Source organism: Streptomyces sp. NPDC058741 (assembly GCF_042746715.1).
Taxonomy (GTDB): domain Bacteria; phylum Actinomycetota; class Actinomycetes; order Streptomycetales; family Streptomycetaceae; genus Streptomyces.
On sequence record NZ_JBHYQH010000006.1, the window covers coordinates 163,671 to 178,861 of the forward strand.

The window sequence follows — 15,191 nt, forward strand, 5'->3', positions numbered from 1 at the left end:
ACTGGGGCTACTGTGTCGAGGCATGAAGACGGACCAGTGGTTGGCAGACACCCGCACGTCCTACGACACGGTCGCGGTCAGCTATGCCGACCAGCTGCGCGAGGCCCTGGCGGGGGAACCCTACCTTCGAGCAGCTCTGGCGTTGTTCGCCGAGTTGGTGCACGCCACTGGCGGCGGGCCGGTGGCGGACGTGGGCTGCGGACCTGGACACGTCACCGCTCACCTGCACGAGCTGGGCGTGGACGCGTTCGGCATCGATCTTTCACCCGCGATGATCGACCTCGCTCGGCGCGACCACCCCAACCTGCGGTTCGAGGTCGGCTCGATGACGGATCTCCACCTCGCCGACGCTTCGCTCGCCGGCCTGCTCGCCTTCTGGTCGTTGATACACGTCCCCGACGATGCCGTCCCCACGGTCTTCAGCCACTTCCACCGGGTGCTACGCCCTGGCGGACCACTGCTGCTCGGCTTTCACGTCGGCGACGAGTCGAGGCTGAAGACACAGGGCTACGGCGGTCACCCGATGAACGTTTACGTCCACCGCCGCCAGCCTGACCAAGTGACAACCTGGCTTCGCGATGCTGGCTTCACGGTCGAGGCCCACATGCTCCTCGACCTCGACGAGAGCGTTCCAGGGGCGGTCCTCTTCGCACACCGTCAGCCCTAGCTCAGCCAGCAGTCCATGTCCCCTGAACACGTCAACACCTGATGAGCAAGCCAGCGTCTTGGGCTCAGATGGTCCACACATCCGACGAGAGCGAGGAACCTTGGCAGGGCCAGCAAGGCTTCTTCCTGGCTCACAAGCCCAGGGGATCGTGACGGAATGCCTCAGGTTGAGCGAGACCGACGAACATCGAACGTCTCGCTCTGCCTGAAGCACCCCAGGTCAGAGCGCTGCCCTGCCTCACCTTCAGCGAGACGGGACAGTCCCCCGCGAGACGGAGCCGGCAGGCGCTTCACCGGGCCCTCCACGCGGCCGGGCCGCGCCGCGGCTGAGCACGCTCGTCCGGCCCTGGAGGACGGGCGCCCGCGTCACCGCGGCCGGTACGCCAGGACCGTCCCCGTCTTCCTCCTCGCCCCGCCCTCCGGCTCCTGCACCATCCGCGTCGTGACCACGAGTCCGGCCTGATCCAGCAGCGCGGCGATCCGCTCGGGCGGGAGGAGGTAGGACTCGTAGAACACCGGGTGATCGCCGCAGGCCCGGGTGGGGCGGAGATGCTCGCCGTCGCCGACGTGGCCTGCCAGGAGCAGGTGGCCGCCCGGCGCGAGGGTGCGGTGGAACTCGGCGAAGACGGCCGGCAGCAGGTGCGGCGGGGTGTGGTGGGTGGCGTAGTACGACAGGATGCCGCCGACCTCGCCCGTGCCGATGTCCAGCGCGGTCATCGAGCCGGTGGTGAAGCGCAGGTCCGGGTACGCCGCCCGGGCCAGCGCTGTCGTCTTCGGTGAGACGTCCACGCCGAAGATCGGCACCCCCAGGGCGGCGAGGTGGGCCGTCACCTTGCCCGGGCCGCACCCCAGGTCCGCTACCGGGCCCGGGTGCGGAGGCAGTACCAGGTCGGCGGAAGCGGCCAGCATGGCGCGGGACACCGGGTCCAACTCGGCCGGTCCGGCACGAGTCGGGCGTAGGCCTCGGCGACCGTGTCGTAGGACTGCCGGACGGCGCTGAGGTAGGCGGGTTCGGTCATGGCGTGGAGGTAGGCGACGGTACCGACACGCCCGTGCCGTACGCCCACCCCGGTACGCCGGGTTACTCCCCCCATGGGACGCCCTCGGCGCCTGCGCCCGGCAGCGTGTCGTGCATGCAGAGTGAAACCAGGCCGACCGCACTCCCGCAGCTCCGGCGCCCCGCCCGGCGAGCCGTTCTCGTCGTCCACGTCGTCGCCTCCGCGAGCTGGCTCGGGCTCACGCTCGGGCTGCTCGCGCTCGGTGTCACCGCGGCCGGCGGCGGCTCCGCCGGGGCCGTGGAGGCGTCCGTGCGGTCCATGCGGCTGTTCGCCGACTGGCTGCTGCTCCCCGTCGCGTTCCTCACCCTCGGCAGCGGACTGGTCCTGTCGCTCGGCACGCCGTGGGGGCTCGCGCGGTACCGGTGGGTCTGGACGAAGTTCTGGCTGGCCCTCGCCACGACCACCGCCACCGCCTTCGCGCTGCGCCCGGCCGTGCGCGCGGCGAGTGACGCCGTCGCCGCGGGCGGGCCGCTGCCCGACGCCGGTGACGTGGTGATGGGGCCGGTCGTGTCGCTGACCGCGTACGTCTTCATGACGGTGATCTCCGTCCTGAAGCCGTGGGGGCGGACACGGCGGGGGAGGCGAGGACAGGTTCGCTAAGGATCATTGGATTTGCCTAAAGCTGTTAGGCAAGGGCACACTTCCTCAAGGCAAAAGGAAGGTTCCCTATGGCACGCGCGGGACTCACACCCGAACGACTCACCCAGGCCGGTGCCGAGCTCGCCGACGAGGTCGGGTTCGAGCAGGTCACCGTCTCGGCGCTGGCCCGGCGGTTCGACGTCAAGGTCGCGAGCCTCTACTCGCACGTGCGCAACTCACAGGACCTGAAGACCCGGATCGCCCTGCTCGCGCTCACGGAACTCGCCGACCGGGCCGCCGAGGCCCTGGCCGGACGGGCCGGCAAGGACGCGCTCTCCGCCCTGGCGAACGTGTACCGCGACTACGCACGGGAACACCCCGGCCGCTACGCCGCCGCCCAGCTGCGGCTCGACCCCGAGACCGCCGCCGCGAGCGCCGGTGTCCGGCACGCGCAGATGACCAGGGCCCTGCTGCGCGGCTACGACCTCACCGAACCCGACCAGACGCACGCGGTCCGGCTGCTCGGAAGCGTCTTCCACGGGTACGTGAGCCTGGAACTGGGCGGCGGCTTCAGCCACAGCGCCCCCGACACCGACGCCACCTGGACCCGGATCCTCGACGCCCTCGACACGCTCCTGCGGAACTGGCCCGCACTCCCTACAGACCCCCGAGGCTGACACACGATGCACACCGAGCACGACTGGATCACCACGCCCCTCACCGCCGAGCTGCTGCGCGGCGCCCTCGACGTGGAACACACCGAGCACGGCCTGATCCCGCACCGGCTGCCCGCAGCGGCCCGGGCCCAGAACACCGACCAGCAGCTGGCCATGGCCGAGGCGCAGCCCTCCGGCGTACGGCTGGCCTTCCGCACCGCCGCCAGGGCCGTGGAGCTGGACATCCTGCGCACCAAGCGCGACTACGCCGGTTTCCCGCCCCGCCCCGACGGGCTGTACGACCTGGTCGTCGACGGGCGCCCGGCCGGTCAGGCGCCGGCCAACGGCGGCAACGTCCTCACCATCGACCTCTCCACCTGGCAGGGCGAGGTCACGCCCGGCCCGGTCGGCACCGTCCGCTTCGCCCTGGCCGAGGGCGAGAAGGACGTCGAGATCTGGCTGCCGCACAACGAGACCACCCAGCTCGTGGCGCTGCGCACCGACGCGCCCGTGGCGCCCCTGCCGGACCGGGGCCGCCGGGTGTGGCTGCACCACGGCAGTTCCATCAGCCACGGCACCGACGCCGCGAGCCCCACGGGCATCTGGCCCGCCGTCGCCGCGTCGCTCGGCGGCGTGGAGCTGGTCAACCTGGGGCTGGGCGGCAGCGCGATGCTCGACCCCTTCACCGCGCGGGCGATGCGGGACACCCCGGCCGACCTGATCAGCGTCAAGATGGGCATCAACCTCGTGAACCAGGACGCGATGCGGCTGCGCGTCCTCGGCCCGGCCGTGCACGGCTTCCTCGACACGATCCGCGAGGGGCACCCCGACACCCCGCTGCTGCTGGTCTCGCCCATCCACTGCGCCATCCACGAGGACACCCCCGGCCCGACGGCACCGGACCGCGAGGCGATCGCGAACGGGCGGATGCTGTTCGCCCCCATGGGCGACCCGGCGGAGACGGCCGGCGGCAAGCTGACGCTCACCGTCATCCGCGAGGAACTCGCCCGCATCGTCAAGCAGCGCGCGGCCGACGACCCGAACCTCCACCACCTCGACGGCCTCACCCTCTACGGCCAGGACGACGCGGCCGAACTCCCCCTCCCCGACCACGTCCATCCGGACGCCGCCACCCACCGCCGCATCGGCGAACGCTTCGCCGCCCACGTCTTCACGGAGGGAGGCCCCTTCTCGGCACGGGGTTGAGAACGACCGACGACACTCCGCCCGACGCCCCGGTACCCACTTTTTTGTGGGTACTTGGCAGTGCTCCGCCCCTGGGAGAGGCTGAGGGCGGGCAGGCGGTGAGGCGTCGGCGCGGAGAGGACGGAGGTGACGCGCGCGTCAGGGAGCGGGCCGGGCGACCCCGGTCAGCTTCTCCAGGCGGCGGTGCCCCCAGTCGGACAACGGGGCCAGCGCCTCGGCCAGTTCACGGCCGAAAGGGGTCAGGGAGCAGACCGTCTCGGCGGCAGCACCTCGTACACCTTCCGGCGCACCAGCCCGTCCGCCTCCATTTCCCGCAGTGCCTCGGTGAGCACCTTCTCGGTGAGGCCGGGCATTCCGGCCGGCCGCACCCTCCGAAGACCGGGGGGACCCTCCGAAGTCCGGGGGGACCCTCCGAAGACCGGAGGCACCCACCGCGGACCAGGGGCACCCTCCGGAGAGCAGGGGCACCCTCCAAGGACCCGAACCGGAGGCACCCTCCGACGACCGGAGGCACATTCCGACGACCGGAGGCCGCCGCTCAGAACGGCAGCGGCCTCCCCCGCACCACCTCCAGCCGGGACACCGCCCGCGTCAGCACCACGTACAGCCGGTGCAGCCCCCGCTCCTCGGCCTCGGCGATCGCCGCCGGCTCGACGGCCACGACGTGGTCCAGTCCCTTGACCACGGTCGCCGGTACCAGGGACACCCGCGCGCCCGGTTCCTGCGGACCCGCCGCCGCGATGCCCGCCGCGTCCAGGGCCGCCCGCACCCACGGCACGTCCGCGTCCGCCGCGACGACGCCGACCGAGCCCTCCCGCCCCAGCGCGTCCCGTACGGCGTCCACGACCGCGGCGGGCACCCCGTCCGGGGCGGTCTCCCGCATCCGCAACTCCCCGTCCCCGCGCAGCGAACGGCCCGGCGGCACGTCCACGTCCAGCCGTTCCAGCAGCCGGTTGGCCAGGGCGACCACCGCCCGCGGCACCCGGAAGCCGGTCGTCAGCGCCACCACGGCCGCGTCGGGCCCTGCCCAGGTGCGCCAGCGCCGTCCGCCACGACCGGGCCGCCCACGGCGTCGTCCCCTGCGCCAGGTCCCCCAGGACCGTCAGCGAACCGAAGGGGGCGCGGCGGGCGACCGCCCGGCACTCCATCGGCGACAGGTCCTGCGCCTCGTCCACGACGACGTGCCCGTACCCCTCGGGGTGCTCGATCAGCCCGGCCACCTCGTCGAGCAGCACCAGATCGGCCGCCGACCAGCGCGCCGACTTCCACGACCGGGGCGGCTCGCCCCACCGCAGCGCCCGCTGCTCGACGGCGTCCAGCAGCCCGTCGCCGGCCGACGCCAACGCTCCTTCGTCGGAGAGCAGTTCGGCCACGACCTCCTCGGGCCGCACCCGGGGCCAGACGGCGTCGACGTACGCCGACACGGGCCGGGACCGCTCGAAGGCCCCGCCCAAGTCCTTGCGCATCCGCATGCTGGTGCCGGTCTTCACGGCGCGCAGCCAGTCGGGGAACTCGGCCTCGGTGACGGGACGTACGTCTGTTTCGGCGCGCGGGGTCATGGGGGCCACAGGAGGCGCGGGGCCGGCCGGTGTCGCGCGCCTATCCGACCGCCCCCGCCATGAGCCCCCGGCGGTCACACCAGCAGGTCGTCGACCTGCGCCTCCCCTTCGCGGTAGCGGCGCGCGATCTCCGCGCCGCACTCGTCGGCCGTGCGCTGGAGCCGTCGGCGCCGCCGGGAGACCTGCTGCTCGTAGCGCACGAGCCGCCCGATGCCCGTGTTCAGCTCCGGGTCCGTGCGCGCCTGGAGGTCCGACAGCTCGACCTCGCCGAGCATCTCCGCCGCCAGCCGCCGGTACTCCTCGCCCCGCGGGGTGCCCAGGGTCACGTGCCGGGCGGAGGAACGCTGCCCGGCCGGGGCGTCCCGCAGGATGTCGGCGAGCCGCTCCACCACCGACCCCTCCGCGGCCACGGCGACGCGGGCCGCGCCCGCCGGAGCACGCCGGGCCAGCTCCGCGCGCAGGATGTCGATCCGCCCGTGCAGCAGCCGCCGGACGTAGCTGAGGTCGGCCTCGTCGCGCTGGGCCCGCCGGAGCACCGTGCGCAGCTCGGGCAGGCTCAGCGCGGTCAGCTCGTTCTCGGGGGCGTACGAGGGCAGCGGCGGGCTGTCCGTGCGCTGTAAGGGCGGCCGGTGGTACTCCGACGTCCCGATCCCCGTGTACGCCGACCGGACAGCCCCCGACTGCTGCCCGGTGCTTGATGTGCTCATGTGCTCGACCGTCCCCTCGACCGGTGTGTGCCAGCATCGTGCCACCCCGGGTGGCCGCTATGGGAACGAGTGCCCCCGATAGACCCCAGATGGGCGGTTAAGCAGCAAAATACGGCCGTGCAGGGCCCGTTGGCGTCCGAGGCAAACCACCCTTTCGTGCCATGCGCGAACCGCTCGCGGCGCGGAAATCACCGCCCTGCATGATGGACACATGCGAGCTGTGGTGCAGAGGGTGGACGGCGCGAGCGTCGTCGTGGACGGCGAGACGGTGGGCGCGATCGAGGGCGAGGGGCTGTGCGTCCTGGTCGGCGTGACCCACGAGGACACCAAGGAGAAGGCCGCCCAGCTGGCCCGCAAGCTGTGGTCGATCCGCATGCTGCACGACGAGAGGTCCTGCAGCGACCTCGACGCCCCGCTCCTGGTGATCAGCCAGTTCACCCTCTACGGTGACGCCCGCAAGGGCCGCCGCCCCACCTGGAACGCCGCCGCGCCCGGCGATGTCGCCGAGCCGCTGGTGGACGAGGTGGTCGCCCAGCTGCGCTCGCTGGGCGCGACGGTGGCCACGGGCCGTTTCGGGGCGGCCATGCGTGTGTCGCTGACGAACGACGGCCCGTTCACCGTACTGATCGAGATCTGACCCGAAAGGTCTACGAGCCCTACGGCTCGACGACGACCTCCTGGGCGGCGGCGGTGTCCCCGGCCACCAGCGGCGCGTCCAGGGGCACGTTCCGCTTCACCAGGGCGAGCGCGACCGGACCCAGCTCGTGGTGGCGCGCGGACGTCGTGATGAAGCCGACCTTCCGGCCGTCGGGGCCGTCCTCCGCGAGCCGCAGCCCGGTCCCGGCCGCCGGCAGGTGGACCTCGCTGCCGTCCAGGTGCAGGAAGACCAGACGGCGCGGCGGCTTGCCCAGGTTCTGCACCCGGGCGACCGTCTCCTGCCCCCGGTAGCAGCCCTTCTGCAGGTGCACCGCCGGGCCGATCCAGCCCAGCTCGTGCGGGATGGTGCGGTGGTCGGTCTCGAAGCCGAGCCGTGGCCGGTGCTGCTCCACGCGCAGCGCCTCGAGGGCGAGGATCCCGGCGGGCGGACCGGCCCGGTCCGCGAAGGCCTCGAGCTCGGCGCGCGGCAGGAACAGATCACGGCCGTACGGGGTCTCGCGGACGGCGGCGCCCCGAGGGACCTCGGCGATCGAACCGGCCGGCAGGTGCACGACCGCGATGTCGGCCGAGCGGTCGGCGACCTCGACCCTGTAGAAGAACCTCATCGACTCCAGGTAGGCGATCAGCGCCTCCTGGGTGCCCGGTTCCACGTGGGCCCAGACCGTCTCGCCGTCGTCGACGAGGTACAGGGCGTGCTCGATGTGGCCGTGCGCGGAGAGGATCAGCGCTTCGGTCGCCTCGCCCGGGGGCAGCTCGCTGACGTGCTGGGTGAGCAGCAGGTGCAGCCAGGCGAGCCGGTCCTCGCCGGTGACGGTGACGACCCCGCGGTGCGAGAGGTCCACGAAACCGGTGCCGTCGGCGAGGGCGCGCTGCTCGCGGAACAGGTCGCCGTAGTGGGCGGCGACGGCTTCGTCCACGCCCTCGGCGGGGACGGCGCCGGGCAGGGTCAGCAGGGGGCTCTTCATATCCGTAAGCCTACGACTCGGTAGTTGAAGCCTTGAGTGTGCAGTCCTCGCACCGGCCGAAGATCGCGAAGTGCTTCATGTCGGTGTCGAACCCGAACGTCCGGCGCAGCTTCGCCGTGAACTCGGCGGCCTCGGACACGTCCGCCTCGATCACGTCCTGGCAGTCCCGGCAGACCAGGTGGAGGTGGTGGTGCCGGTCGGCCAGGTGGTACGTCGGCGCCCCGTGACCGAGATGCGCGTGACTGACGAGGCCGAGCTCCTCCAGGAGCTCCAGGGTCCGGTACACCGTGGAGATGTTGACCCCCGACGCGGTCTTCCTCACTTCCACGAGGATGTCGTCGGGGGTCGCGTGCTCCAGGGTGTCCACGGCTTCGAGCACGAGTTGCCGCTGCGGGGTCAGCCGGTAGCCGCGCTGCCGCAGATCGCTCTTCCAGTCGGTGCTCACCACACCACGAGTCTAGGACGACTCGCGCACGAGCGGTCGAGGACGCCGTCCGCCTACCTGAAGAAGGCGATCCCGTCGTCCGGCATGTCGTCGGGCAGGGCCTTGGCCCAGCGCTCGACCTCCTCGGGCGTGACGACCTTCTTCAGGTGGGCCGACATGTAGGGGCGCAGCTCGACCTCGGGGGTCTGCTTCTCGCCGACCCACATCAGGTCGCTCTTGACGTAGCCGTACAGGCGCTTGCCGCCGCTGTAGGGCTGGGAGGCGGCGGTGCGGGCCACCGCGTCCGTGACGAGGTCGATCTGCGGCTTCTTGTCGGCCATCTCGCCGTACCAGATCTCGATGACGCCGTCGTCGCGGGTCATCGTCACCTCGACCTTGCGGCCGGCGTCGATCCGCCAGTAGCCGTGCTCGGACTCCAGCGGGCGGACCTTGTTGCCGTCGTTGTCGAGCACCCAGGTGTGGGAGTGGTACTCCAGGAAGTCCCGGCCGTCGTGGGTGAAGCTGACCTCCTGCCCGAAGTTGCACTTCTCGGAGCCGGGGAAGTCGTGCACGCCGGCCCCGGCCCAGTTGCCGAGCAGGAACGCGAGCGGGACGAGGTCCTTGTGGAGGTCGGACGGGATCTCGATCATGGGAATGTCCTAGACGTGGGTCAGCGCTGGCCCTGGAACAGCTTCTTCACGGTCAGTCCGGCGAAGGCGAGGACGCCGACGCAGACCAGGACCAGCAGGATTTCGAAGAAGATCTCCACGGGGGTGCTCCTTGAGCGTGAGCTTGGGGTGCGGACGGTTGCACAGGGCCGGGCCCAGCTTACGCGGGCCCTTTCGGCCTTACGATTCCGGCTATGGCGAAGAAGCTGGTGATCAAGGTGACGGCCGGGGCGGACGCCCCGGAACGGTGCTCCCAGGCGTTCACGGTGGCGGCGGTGGCCGTGGCCAGCGGCGTCGAGGTCTCCCTGTGGCTGACCGGCGAGTCCGCCTGGTTCGCCCTGCCGGGCCGGGCCGCCGAGTTCGAGCTGCCGCACGCCGCGCCCCTGCCCGACCTGCTGGAGTCCCTGCTGGCCGGGGGCCGCGTCACCCTGTGCACGCAGTGCGCGGCCCGGCGGGAGATCACGGAGAAGGACGTCATCGAGGGCGTGCGGATCGCGGGTGCGCAGGTGTTCGTGCAGGAGGCGACTGCGGACGGGACGCAGGCGCTCGTCTACTGAGCCGCGGTTCACCGCCGGCGCTTCTTGCCGTCCAGCTCGTCCCACCACTCGTCGGACTGGGGGTCGCCGGACGGATCGTCCCACCAGCGGTCGTCCGGGCCCCTGCGGTTCGCGACCATCGCGGCGACGGGCGGGATGACCATGGCCACCACGCACATGCCCACGGCCACGGGGATCGACCAGATCCGTACGACCCCCCAGGCCAGGACGAAGAGGGCGATGCAGCCGCCCATCATCGCGAAGTACGTCCGCCGCCGTCGTGCGTACATACCTCCAGCGTAGGTCCGGGCGGGCCGAAGGGCCGCACTCCAGGCGTCCAACCCGGTGGGTGCGGCCCTTCGAGGACCGGTCGCCGTCAGACGGCGATCGCGACCTCCGCCAGACCGCCCTGCTGGGCGACGACCGTGCGGTCGGCGGTGGCGCCGGGCACGAGGGCGCGGACCGTCCAGGTGCCCTCGGCCGCGTAGAAGCGGAACTGTCCGGTCGCCGAGGTCGGCACCTCGGCCGTGAACTCGCCGGTCGAGTCCAGCAGGCGGACGTAGCCCACCACGGGCTCGCCGTCCTTGGTCACCTGGCCCTGGATCGTGGTCTCACCGGGCTTGATCGTCGAGGCGTCGGGGCCGCCGGCCTTCGCACCACACATGTCGTACTCCTGAAGAGAGGTCTGGAAAGGTCGGAGGGGGGCGCTTACCTGGCGGGGCCGAGCTCGATCGGCACGCCCACGAGGGAGCCGTACTCGGTCCAGGAGCCGTCGTAGTTCCTGACGTTCTGGACGCCGAGCAGCTCGTGCAGCACGAACCAGGTCAGCGCGGAGCGCTCACCGATGCGGCAGTAGGCGATGGTGTCCTTCGCCAGGTCGACGCTCTCCTGCTCGTAGAGGGCCTTGAGCTCCTCGTCCGACTTGAAGGTGCCGTCGTCGTTGGCGTTCTTGGACCACGGGATGTTGCGGGCGCTGGGCACGTGGCCGGGGCGCTGGGACTGCTCCTGCGGCAGGTGGGCCGGGGCGAGCAGCTTGCCGGAGAACTCGTCGGGCGAGCGCACGTCGACGAGGTTCTGCGCGCCGATGGCGGCGACGACGTCGTCCCGGAAGGCGCGGATGGAGGTGTCCTGCGGCTTGGCCTTGTAGTCCGTCTTCGGGCGCTCGGGCACCTCGTCGCCGGCGACCAGCTCGCGGGCGTCGAGCTCCCACTTCTTGCGGCCGCCGTCGAGGAGCTTGACGTTCTCGTGGCCGTAGAGCTTGAAGTACCAGTAGGCGTACGAGGCGAACCAGTTGTTGTTGCCGCCGTAGAGGACCACGGTGTGGTCGTTGGCGATGCCCTTCTCCGACAGGAGCTTCTCGAAGCCCTCCTGGTCGACGAAGTCACGGCGCACCGGGTCCTGCAGGTCCTGGGTCCAGTCGATCCGGACGGCGTTCCTGATGTGGTTCTTCTCGTAGGCGGACGTGTCCTCGTCCACCTCGACGATCGCGATGGTCGGGTCGTCCAGGTGCTCCTGGAGCCAATCGGCGTCGACCAGGACGTCGCTGCGGCTCATGCTCTTTCTCCTCCGGGGCAGTTGCGGCGGGGCGTGCGAGATCTGCGGGGCGCGCGCCCATGACGAGGGCGGCGCACGGGTGCCCTGGATGCAGGGCGGCGGGGATGCGCGCGTCGGCGAGGGCCGACGCGGTCGCTCAGAAGGTGCGACAGAGCATGGCGGCGACGCGGCACAGGTCGACTGCCCGCCGCTTCGTGAGTTCCGCCTGTCGCTTCATGCAGTCGATCGTAGGGACGGCAGGGCGGGCATGTCACCGGCGTGTCGCATAGTGAGACACGATGATCCGCATTTTGGGATCGACACCCTACCGAAGCGCCCCCCGCACGGCCCACGGGCGGCTGCGTCCGCCGTCACATCTACGCTGCGGACCCAGCCGTCTCGCCCACCGGACAGGCCAGGTGGGTATCACCCGGCGAGGCGGACGTCGGAACCCCTGACCGCGATCTCGACACCGTCCGGGGCCGCCTGCACCGAGTCGAGCTCGATGCCGCCGGGGAGGCCGTCGACGACCTGCTGGAAGTCGGTGATGGAGCGGACGCGGGTCTCCGCGAGGTCGACACCGGCGAAGCTGGGCAGGCCGTCGGCCTTCACCCGGACGGTGTCGCCGTCGACCTTCACGGCGCTGAGCACGGAGACCGGCTTCGGCAGCTTGTTGCCGAGCACGGTGGCCTCGACGCTGACCTTGATCTTCCCGTTGCCGCCGTCGGAGAGTCCCACGACGCGGGCGGTGATGCCCGGGGCGACCTGGGTGGGCTCGGACTTCGCCGTCCTGAGCAGCTCGTCGTAGGAGATGGTCGCGGTGCCGGTGGCGCTCGTGGCGGTGGCGGAGCTGTAGTCGCCGGAGAACTCGACGCCCTTCATGTCGGCGCGGAGGTCGTCGATACGGATCTTGCGGGCACCGTCGCCCGCGGCGGCCTCGTAGCTGTCGATGCCGACCTCGATGTTGTCGAGGGAGCCGCTGACGACCTGGGTGAGGAACGGGAAGCCCTTGATGGAGACGTCGGGGGTGGAGGGCAGGTTCTCCGTCGCCCTCAGCCGGTCGGCGGCCTCGTCCTCGGCGAAGTTCACGGCGAGGCGGTCGGCCAGGACGAAGAGTCCCCCCAGGATCACGACGAAGATCAGCAGTATTCGCAGGGCGCGCATACGGTGTGTTCCCCCACCCAGTCGTTCGACAACGGTCCCCGACGACCGGGCGGCCGCCTTTGCGTGAGGGTAACTCCGTGGGGAACGGGAACCGGGTGATTGTCGATCAGCTGTGACAGGGTGCACGGCGTTGCCGCTGGGGCCGGGCAGGTCTGCAACCCGGCGACGCGGGGTACCGCCGCGCCCACCGGTGCCGCCCCTGGCGGCACGACTGCCCGCAGCTGAGCGGACCCGCACCCGCGCACGCACGGAAGGGGCCGTGTCTGGGGTGCCCGCCCGCAGCGGTCGGCGCGTCGACGAACAGTCAGCCGTGACGCAACCCCATCGCGACGATCCGGGGACGGACACCCCCCGGCGCGGCCCCGACCCACCCACTGCCGGCAGGCGCAACGCGCACCCCCGCCGAACAGCCACAGGCCGCCGCAGGCGCTACGCCAGCGCACGGCCCAGGACGTAGACCACCGGGGCCGCCGCCGCCAGAGGCAGGGCCACGCCCGCCGTGAAGTGGACGAAACGGGACGGATAGTCGTAGGCGGCGGCACGGTGGCCGATGAGGGCGCAGGCCGCCGCGCCCGCGCCCAGGACGGCGCCCGACGTGCCCAGCCCGGTCATCACCCCGGCCGCGGCACCGGCACCCGCCCCCACGACCAGCGCGACCGCCACCGACATCGCCGTCGGCAACGGCAGCGCACGCGCCACGGCCGCGACCGCCACGGCGACCGCGCCGACGGTGACCGCGTCCGCGTCCGCCGCGAGGTAGCCGCCCGCAGCGATCGCCAGCGCCGCCGCCGTGACGATCGCCATCAGCCCGTACATCCGCTCGTCGGGATCCGCGTGCGAGCGCAGCTGCAGCACGAGCGCCAGCAGCACCCACACCCCCAGCGTCCCGAGGATCGCGGCCGGGGACCGGTCGGAGACGAGCAGCGCCGCGTCCGCGACGAGCGCTCCGGCGAAGCCCAGCGCGATGCCCTGCCGCGCCGGCCACATCCCGTTCAGCCGGAACCAGCCGGCCGCGGTGACGGCCTGCAGCACGACCAGCGGCACGAGCAGCGCGTACGGCCCGGCCGTCGCCGCACCGGCGAGCAGCAGCCCCAGCAACGCCGTCAGTGCGGCGGGCTGCATGCCGGGGTCGATGATCGGCGAGCGCCCCTCCGCGCGTGCGCGCTGCGCGTCCGTGACGCGGGAGTTCCCGGCGAGGGTGGCGGGCCCGTATCCGGTGTCGTCCCCGGGGTCGGCGGGTTCGGCGGCGGCCTGCGGCGTCGCGTACCCCTGCTGCGGCGGATACGCCGTCTCGGCGGCCGGCGCGGCCGGTGCGGACACCGCCTGCTGCGTCCGCGTCTCCCAGGTCTGCCCCTGCCACTGCTGCGTGTACTGCTGAGCGGCGTGCGGGTCGTCGTACCCCTGGTACTGCTGATGCTGCTGGTACTGCTGATGCTGCTGGTACTGCTGATGCTGCTCGTACTGCTGATGCTGCTGGTACTGCTGATGCTGCTCCTGCCCGGGCCACGGCTGCCGCGACTGCTGACCGTGAGAGCCGTCAGAGCCGTAAGGCTCGTGCCCGTCGTACCGGTCGTACCCGTTGCCGCCGTCATACGGCTGGTCGGTCATCGCTCACCCTCCTGCGAACGGCGGAAGCACCTCGACCGTGCCGCCGTCGGCCAGCCGTACCGTCTCGTGCGCGCGGGTACCCACGGGGTCGCCGTCCACGAGGAACGAGCATCGCCGCAGCACGCGCTCCAGCTCTCCGGGGTGCCGCTCGCGCACCCCGTCGAGCGCCTCGGCGAGCGTGGCCGCCTCGCAGGGCTCCTCGGCCACCCCGGCCGCGGCCTTGGCGGCGGCCCAGAAGCGGACCGTGACCTTTGCCATCTGCTTCCTCAATCGCACCGTCGCTGCGCACGCACACCGCACGCACAACGCACTCGAACGGGCTCACCGGACGGTGAACCCGGCCAGGCTAGCCCGCCCGGCCGACGACCCACTCCCCGATACGGGCGAGCAGCTCGTCGCCCGCCGCGTGCTCGGCGTGCCCCATGCCCGGCTCCAGCCACAGTTCCCCCTGGTCACCGGCGGCAGCCGCCAGCATCCTCGGATGGTCGACGGGGAAGTAGCCGTCGCTGTCGCCGTGCACGATGAGCAGCGGCGTCGGCGCGATCCTCGGTACCGCCTCCACCGGCGACAGCGGTACCGGGTCCCAGTGCCGGTGGTGGATGCGCGTACCGAACCCGTACCGCCCGACCAACCGGCCCTCCGGCCGCGTCACCATCCAGTGCAGCCGCCGCATCGGCGCGGTCCCCCGGTAGTACCAGCGGGCCGGCGCGCTCACCGACACCACCGCGTCCGTCGCCGCCCCGTGCAGCGCGGCGTGCCGCAGCACCACCGAGCCGCCCATGGAGAAGCCGACCGTGGCCACGCGCGCGTGGCCGAGCTCACGGGCCCAGTCGACCGCCGCGGCGAGGTCGAGCACCTCCCGGTCCCCGACCGTCGACCGCCCGCCGGACGCCCCGTGCCCGCGGAAGGAGAAGGCGACCACGGCCCCGTACCGGGCGAAGGCCCGTGCCACCCGCCGGACGTGCGGCCGGTCGACCGCGCCGGTGAAGCCGTGGGCGACGACGAACACGGGGTGGCCGGAAGGCGTCCGGGAGGCGTCGAACGCGACGGCGCCCGGGTCGTACAGGGCGTCGATCAGCACACCGTCGGAGGCACGCAGAAACGTCCTCGACGGCCACCGTACGGGCGTTCCCGCGGCCGTCCCACTGTGCGGACGTTCCGTGGAACGCGCCACATGACCTGCCGGACCAGAGCTCATGTGGGCT

Annotated in this window: 18 protein-coding genes and 3 pseudogenes; 6 read left to right on the forward strand and 15 right to left on the reverse strand. The window is 72.1% G+C overall.

The features are described from left to right. Positions 1 to 22 precede the first annotated feature (22 nt). Positions 23 to 667 carry a class I SAM-dependent methyltransferase gene (locus ACFW6P_RS07470; RefSeq protein ID WP_386423153.1) on the forward strand — a complete coding sequence of 215 codons (645 nt, stop codon included), beginning with the start codon at positions 23 to 25 and terminating at the stop codon, positions 665 to 667. 365 nt (positions 668 to 1,032) lie between these two features. Here ACFW6P_RS07470 and ACFW6P_RS07475 read toward each other — a convergent pair. Beyond that, positions 1,033 to 1,685: pseudogene (locus ACFW6P_RS07475) on the reverse strand (class I SAM-dependent methyltransferase). A gap of 114 nt (positions 1,686 to 1,799) precedes the next feature. Here ACFW6P_RS07475 and ACFW6P_RS07480 point away from each other — a divergent pair. From ACFW6P_RS07480 to ACFW6P_RS07490, 3 genes are all read left to right on the forward strand, one after another. After that, entirely contained in the window at positions 1,800 to 2,324 is a 525-nt protein-coding gene (locus ACFW6P_RS07480; protein ID WP_386423154.1) for a DUF2269 domain-containing protein, read from the forward strand. A gap of 68 nt (positions 2,325 to 2,392) precedes the next feature. After that, the gene (locus ACFW6P_RS07485; RefSeq protein ID WP_386423155.1) at positions 2,393 to 2,980 is read left to right on the forward strand and encodes a TetR/AcrR family transcriptional regulator; all 588 of its coding nucleotides are present in this window, start codon (positions 2,393 to 2,395) and stop codon (positions 2,978 to 2,980) included. A gap of 6 nt (positions 2,981 to 2,986) precedes the next feature. Further along, positions 2,987 to 4,165: a GDSL-type esterase/lipase family protein gene (locus ACFW6P_RS07490; RefSeq protein WP_386423156.1), complete on the forward strand. Its 1,179-nt coding sequence runs from the start codon at positions 2,987 to 2,989 to the stop codon at positions 4,163 to 4,165. Positions 4,166 to 4,303: 138 nt separating this feature from the next. Here the strand turns inward: ACFW6P_RS07490 and ACFW6P_RS07495 are convergent. The 3 genes and pseudogenes from ACFW6P_RS07495 to ACFW6P_RS07505 form a co-directional block, all read right to left on the reverse strand. Next, positions 4,304 to 4,593, reverse strand: a pseudogene (locus tag ACFW6P_RS07495) (winged helix-turn-helix transcriptional regulator). 110 nt (positions 4,594 to 4,703) lie between these two features. After that, positions 4,704 to 5,604, reverse strand: a pseudogene (locus tag ACFW6P_RS07500) (AAA family ATPase); the annotation flags it as partial. A 194-nt stretch (positions 5,605 to 5,798) separates the two neighbouring features. Beyond that, positions 5,799 to 6,431 (reverse strand): aerial mycelium formation protein, encoded by a 633-nt coding sequence (locus ACFW6P_RS07505; RefSeq protein WP_386347292.1) that lies wholly within the window; start codon positions 6,429 to 6,431, stop codon positions 5,799 to 5,801. A gap of 211 nt (positions 6,432 to 6,642) precedes the next feature. Here ACFW6P_RS07505 and dtd point away from each other — a divergent pair, with 211 nt between their 5' ends. Continuing rightward, positions 6,643 to 7,068, forward strand: coding sequence for a D-aminoacyl-tRNA deacylase (gene dtd / locus ACFW6P_RS07510; RefSeq protein ID WP_386347293.1), 426 nt, complete (start codon positions 6,643 to 6,645; stop codon positions 7,066 to 7,068). A 19-nt stretch (positions 7,069 to 7,087) separates the two neighbouring features. Here the strand turns inward: dtd and ACFW6P_RS07515 are convergent, their stop codons facing one another. The 3 genes from ACFW6P_RS07515 to ACFW6P_RS07525 are packed head-to-tail and all read right to left on the reverse strand — an operon-like array spanning position 7,088 to position 9,127. Beyond that, positions 7,088 to 8,053: a YgfZ/GcvT domain-containing protein gene (locus ACFW6P_RS07515; protein WP_386347295.1), complete on the reverse strand. Its 966-nt coding sequence runs from the start codon at positions 8,051 to 8,053 to the stop codon at positions 7,088 to 7,090. Between the two features lie 10 nt (positions 8,054 to 8,063). After that, positions 8,064 to 8,501 carry a Fur family transcriptional regulator gene (locus ACFW6P_RS07520; protein ID WP_386347297.1) on the reverse strand — a complete coding sequence of 146 codons (438 nt, stop codon included), beginning with the start codon at positions 8,499 to 8,501 and terminating at the stop codon, positions 8,064 to 8,066. A gap of 50 nt (positions 8,502 to 8,551) precedes the next feature. Continuing rightward, complete coding sequence (locus ACFW6P_RS07525; RefSeq protein WP_386347299.1) at positions 8,552 to 9,127, reverse strand: FABP family protein; 576 nt, start codon at positions 9,125 to 9,127, stop codon at positions 8,552 to 8,554. A 212-nt stretch (positions 9,128 to 9,339) separates the two neighbouring features. On the opposite strand from ACFW6P_RS07525, the gene ACFW6P_RS07530 reads away from it, so the two are divergent. Continuing rightward, positions 9,340 to 9,702 (forward strand): DsrE family protein, encoded by a 363-nt coding sequence (locus ACFW6P_RS07530; RefSeq protein ID WP_386347301.1) that lies wholly within the window; start codon positions 9,340 to 9,342, stop codon positions 9,700 to 9,702. 8 nt (positions 9,703 to 9,710) lie between these two features. On the opposite strand, the gene ACFW6P_RS07535 is transcribed toward ACFW6P_RS07530, so the two are convergent. The 8 genes from ACFW6P_RS07535 to ACFW6P_RS07570 form a co-directional block, all read right to left on the reverse strand. Further along, positions 9,711 to 9,971, reverse strand: a complete 261-nt coding sequence (locus ACFW6P_RS07535) for a DUF3099 domain-containing protein (RefSeq protein WP_386347303.1) — start codon at positions 9,969 to 9,971, stop codon at positions 9,711 to 9,713. Between the two features lie 86 nt (positions 9,972 to 10,057). Continuing rightward, a complete protein-coding gene (locus ACFW6P_RS07540) occupies positions 10,058 to 10,345 on the reverse strand; it encodes a DUF1416 domain-containing protein (RefSeq protein ID WP_003991226.1) in 288 nt (95 codons plus the stop codon). Between the two features lie 44 nt (positions 10,346 to 10,389). Continuing rightward, the gene (locus ACFW6P_RS07545) at positions 10,390 to 11,235 is read right to left on the reverse strand and encodes a sulfurtransferase (protein ID WP_386347305.1); all 846 of its coding nucleotides are present in this window, start codon (positions 11,233 to 11,235) and stop codon (positions 10,390 to 10,392) included. Positions 11,236 to 11,371: 136 nt separating this feature from the next. Beyond that, a complete protein-coding gene (locus tag ACFW6P_RS07550; RefSeq protein ID WP_363051509.1) occupies positions 11,372 to 11,452 on the reverse strand; it encodes a putative leader peptide in 81 nt (26 codons plus the stop codon). Between the two features lie 188 nt (positions 11,453 to 11,640). Then, positions 11,641 to 12,378, reverse strand: a complete 738-nt coding sequence (locus ACFW6P_RS07555) for a DUF2993 domain-containing protein (RefSeq protein WP_386347307.1) — start codon at positions 12,376 to 12,378, stop codon at positions 11,641 to 11,643. A 429-nt stretch (positions 12,379 to 12,807) separates the two neighbouring features. Next, positions 12,808 to 13,986, reverse strand: a complete 1,179-nt coding sequence (locus ACFW6P_RS07560) for a hypothetical protein (protein ID WP_386423158.1) — start codon at positions 13,984 to 13,986, stop codon at positions 12,808 to 12,810. 3 nt (positions 13,987 to 13,989) lie between these two features. Further along, on the reverse strand, positions 13,990 to 14,244 hold the full coding sequence (locus tag ACFW6P_RS07565; protein WP_386347311.1) for a MoaD/ThiS family protein: 255 nt from the start codon (positions 14,242 to 14,244) through the stop codon (positions 13,990 to 13,992). 88 nt (positions 14,245 to 14,332) lie between these two features. Then, positions 14,333 to 15,184, reverse strand: a complete 852-nt coding sequence (locus ACFW6P_RS07570; protein ID WP_386347313.1) for an alpha/beta hydrolase — start codon at positions 15,182 to 15,184, stop codon at positions 14,333 to 14,335. Positions 15,185 to 15,191 lie beyond the last annotated feature (7 nt).

Bases quoted from the DNA above. Each gene is read 5' to 3' on its own strand.
- ACFW6P_RS07470 (WP_386423153.1), top strand. From the start codon at position 23: ATGAAGACGGACCAGTGGTTGGCAGACACCCGCACGTCCTACGACACG.
- ACFW6P_RS07480 (WP_386423154.1), top strand. From the start codon at position 1,800: ATGCAGAGTGAAACCAGGCCGACCGCACTCCCGCAGCTCCGGCGCCCC.
- ACFW6P_RS07485 (WP_386423155.1), top strand. From the start codon at position 2,393: ATGGCACGCGCGGGACTCACACCCGAACGACTCACCCAGGCCGGTGCC.
- ACFW6P_RS07490 (WP_386423156.1), top strand. From the start codon at position 2,987: ATGCACACCGAGCACGACTGGATCACCACGCCCCTCACCGCCGAGCTG.
- ACFW6P_RS07505 (WP_386347292.1), bottom strand. From the start codon at position 6,431: ATGAGCACATCAAGCACCGGGCAGCAGTCGGGGGCTGTCCGGTCGGCG.
- dtd (WP_386347293.1), top strand. From the start codon at position 6,643: ATGCGAGCTGTGGTGCAGAGGGTGGACGGCGCGAGCGTCGTCGTGGAC.
- ACFW6P_RS07515 (WP_386347295.1), bottom strand. From the start codon at position 8,053: ATGAAGAGCCCCCTGCTGACCCTGCCCGGCGCCGTCCCCGCCGAGGGC.
- ACFW6P_RS07525 (WP_386347299.1), bottom strand. From the start codon at position 9,127: ATGATCGAGATCCCGTCCGACCTCCACAAGGACCTCGTCCCGCTCGCG.
- ACFW6P_RS07530 (WP_386347301.1), top strand. From the start codon at position 9,340: ATGGCGAAGAAGCTGGTGATCAAGGTGACGGCCGGGGCGGACGCCCCG.
- ACFW6P_RS07535 (WP_386347303.1), bottom strand. From the start codon at position 9,971: ATGTACGCACGACGGCGGCGGACGTACTTCGCGATGATGGGCGGCTGC.
- ACFW6P_RS07540 (WP_003991226.1), bottom strand. From the start codon at position 10,345: ATGTGTGGTGCGAAGGCCGGCGGCCCCGACGCCTCGACGATCAAGCCC.
- ACFW6P_RS07545 (WP_386347305.1), bottom strand. From the start codon at position 11,235: ATGAGCCGCAGCGACGTCCTGGTCGACGCCGATTGGCTCCAGGAGCAC.
- ACFW6P_RS07550 (WP_363051509.1), bottom strand. From the start codon at position 11,452: ATGAAGCGACAGGCGGAACTCACGAAGCGGCGGGCAGTCGACCTGTGC.
- ACFW6P_RS07555 (WP_386347307.1), bottom strand. From the start codon at position 12,378: ATGCGCGCCCTGCGAATACTGCTGATCTTCGTCGTGATCCTGGGGGGA.
- ACFW6P_RS07560 (WP_386423158.1), bottom strand. From the start codon at position 13,986: ATGACCGACCAGCCGTATGACGGCGGCAACGGGTACGACCGGTACGAC.
- ACFW6P_RS07565 (WP_386347311.1), bottom strand. From the start codon at position 14,244: ATGGCAAAGGTCACGGTCCGCTTCTGGGCCGCCGCCAAGGCCGCGGCC.
- ACFW6P_RS07570 (WP_386347313.1), bottom strand. From the start codon at position 15,184: ATGAGCTCTGGTCCGGCAGGTCATGTGGCGCGTTCCACGGAACGTCCG.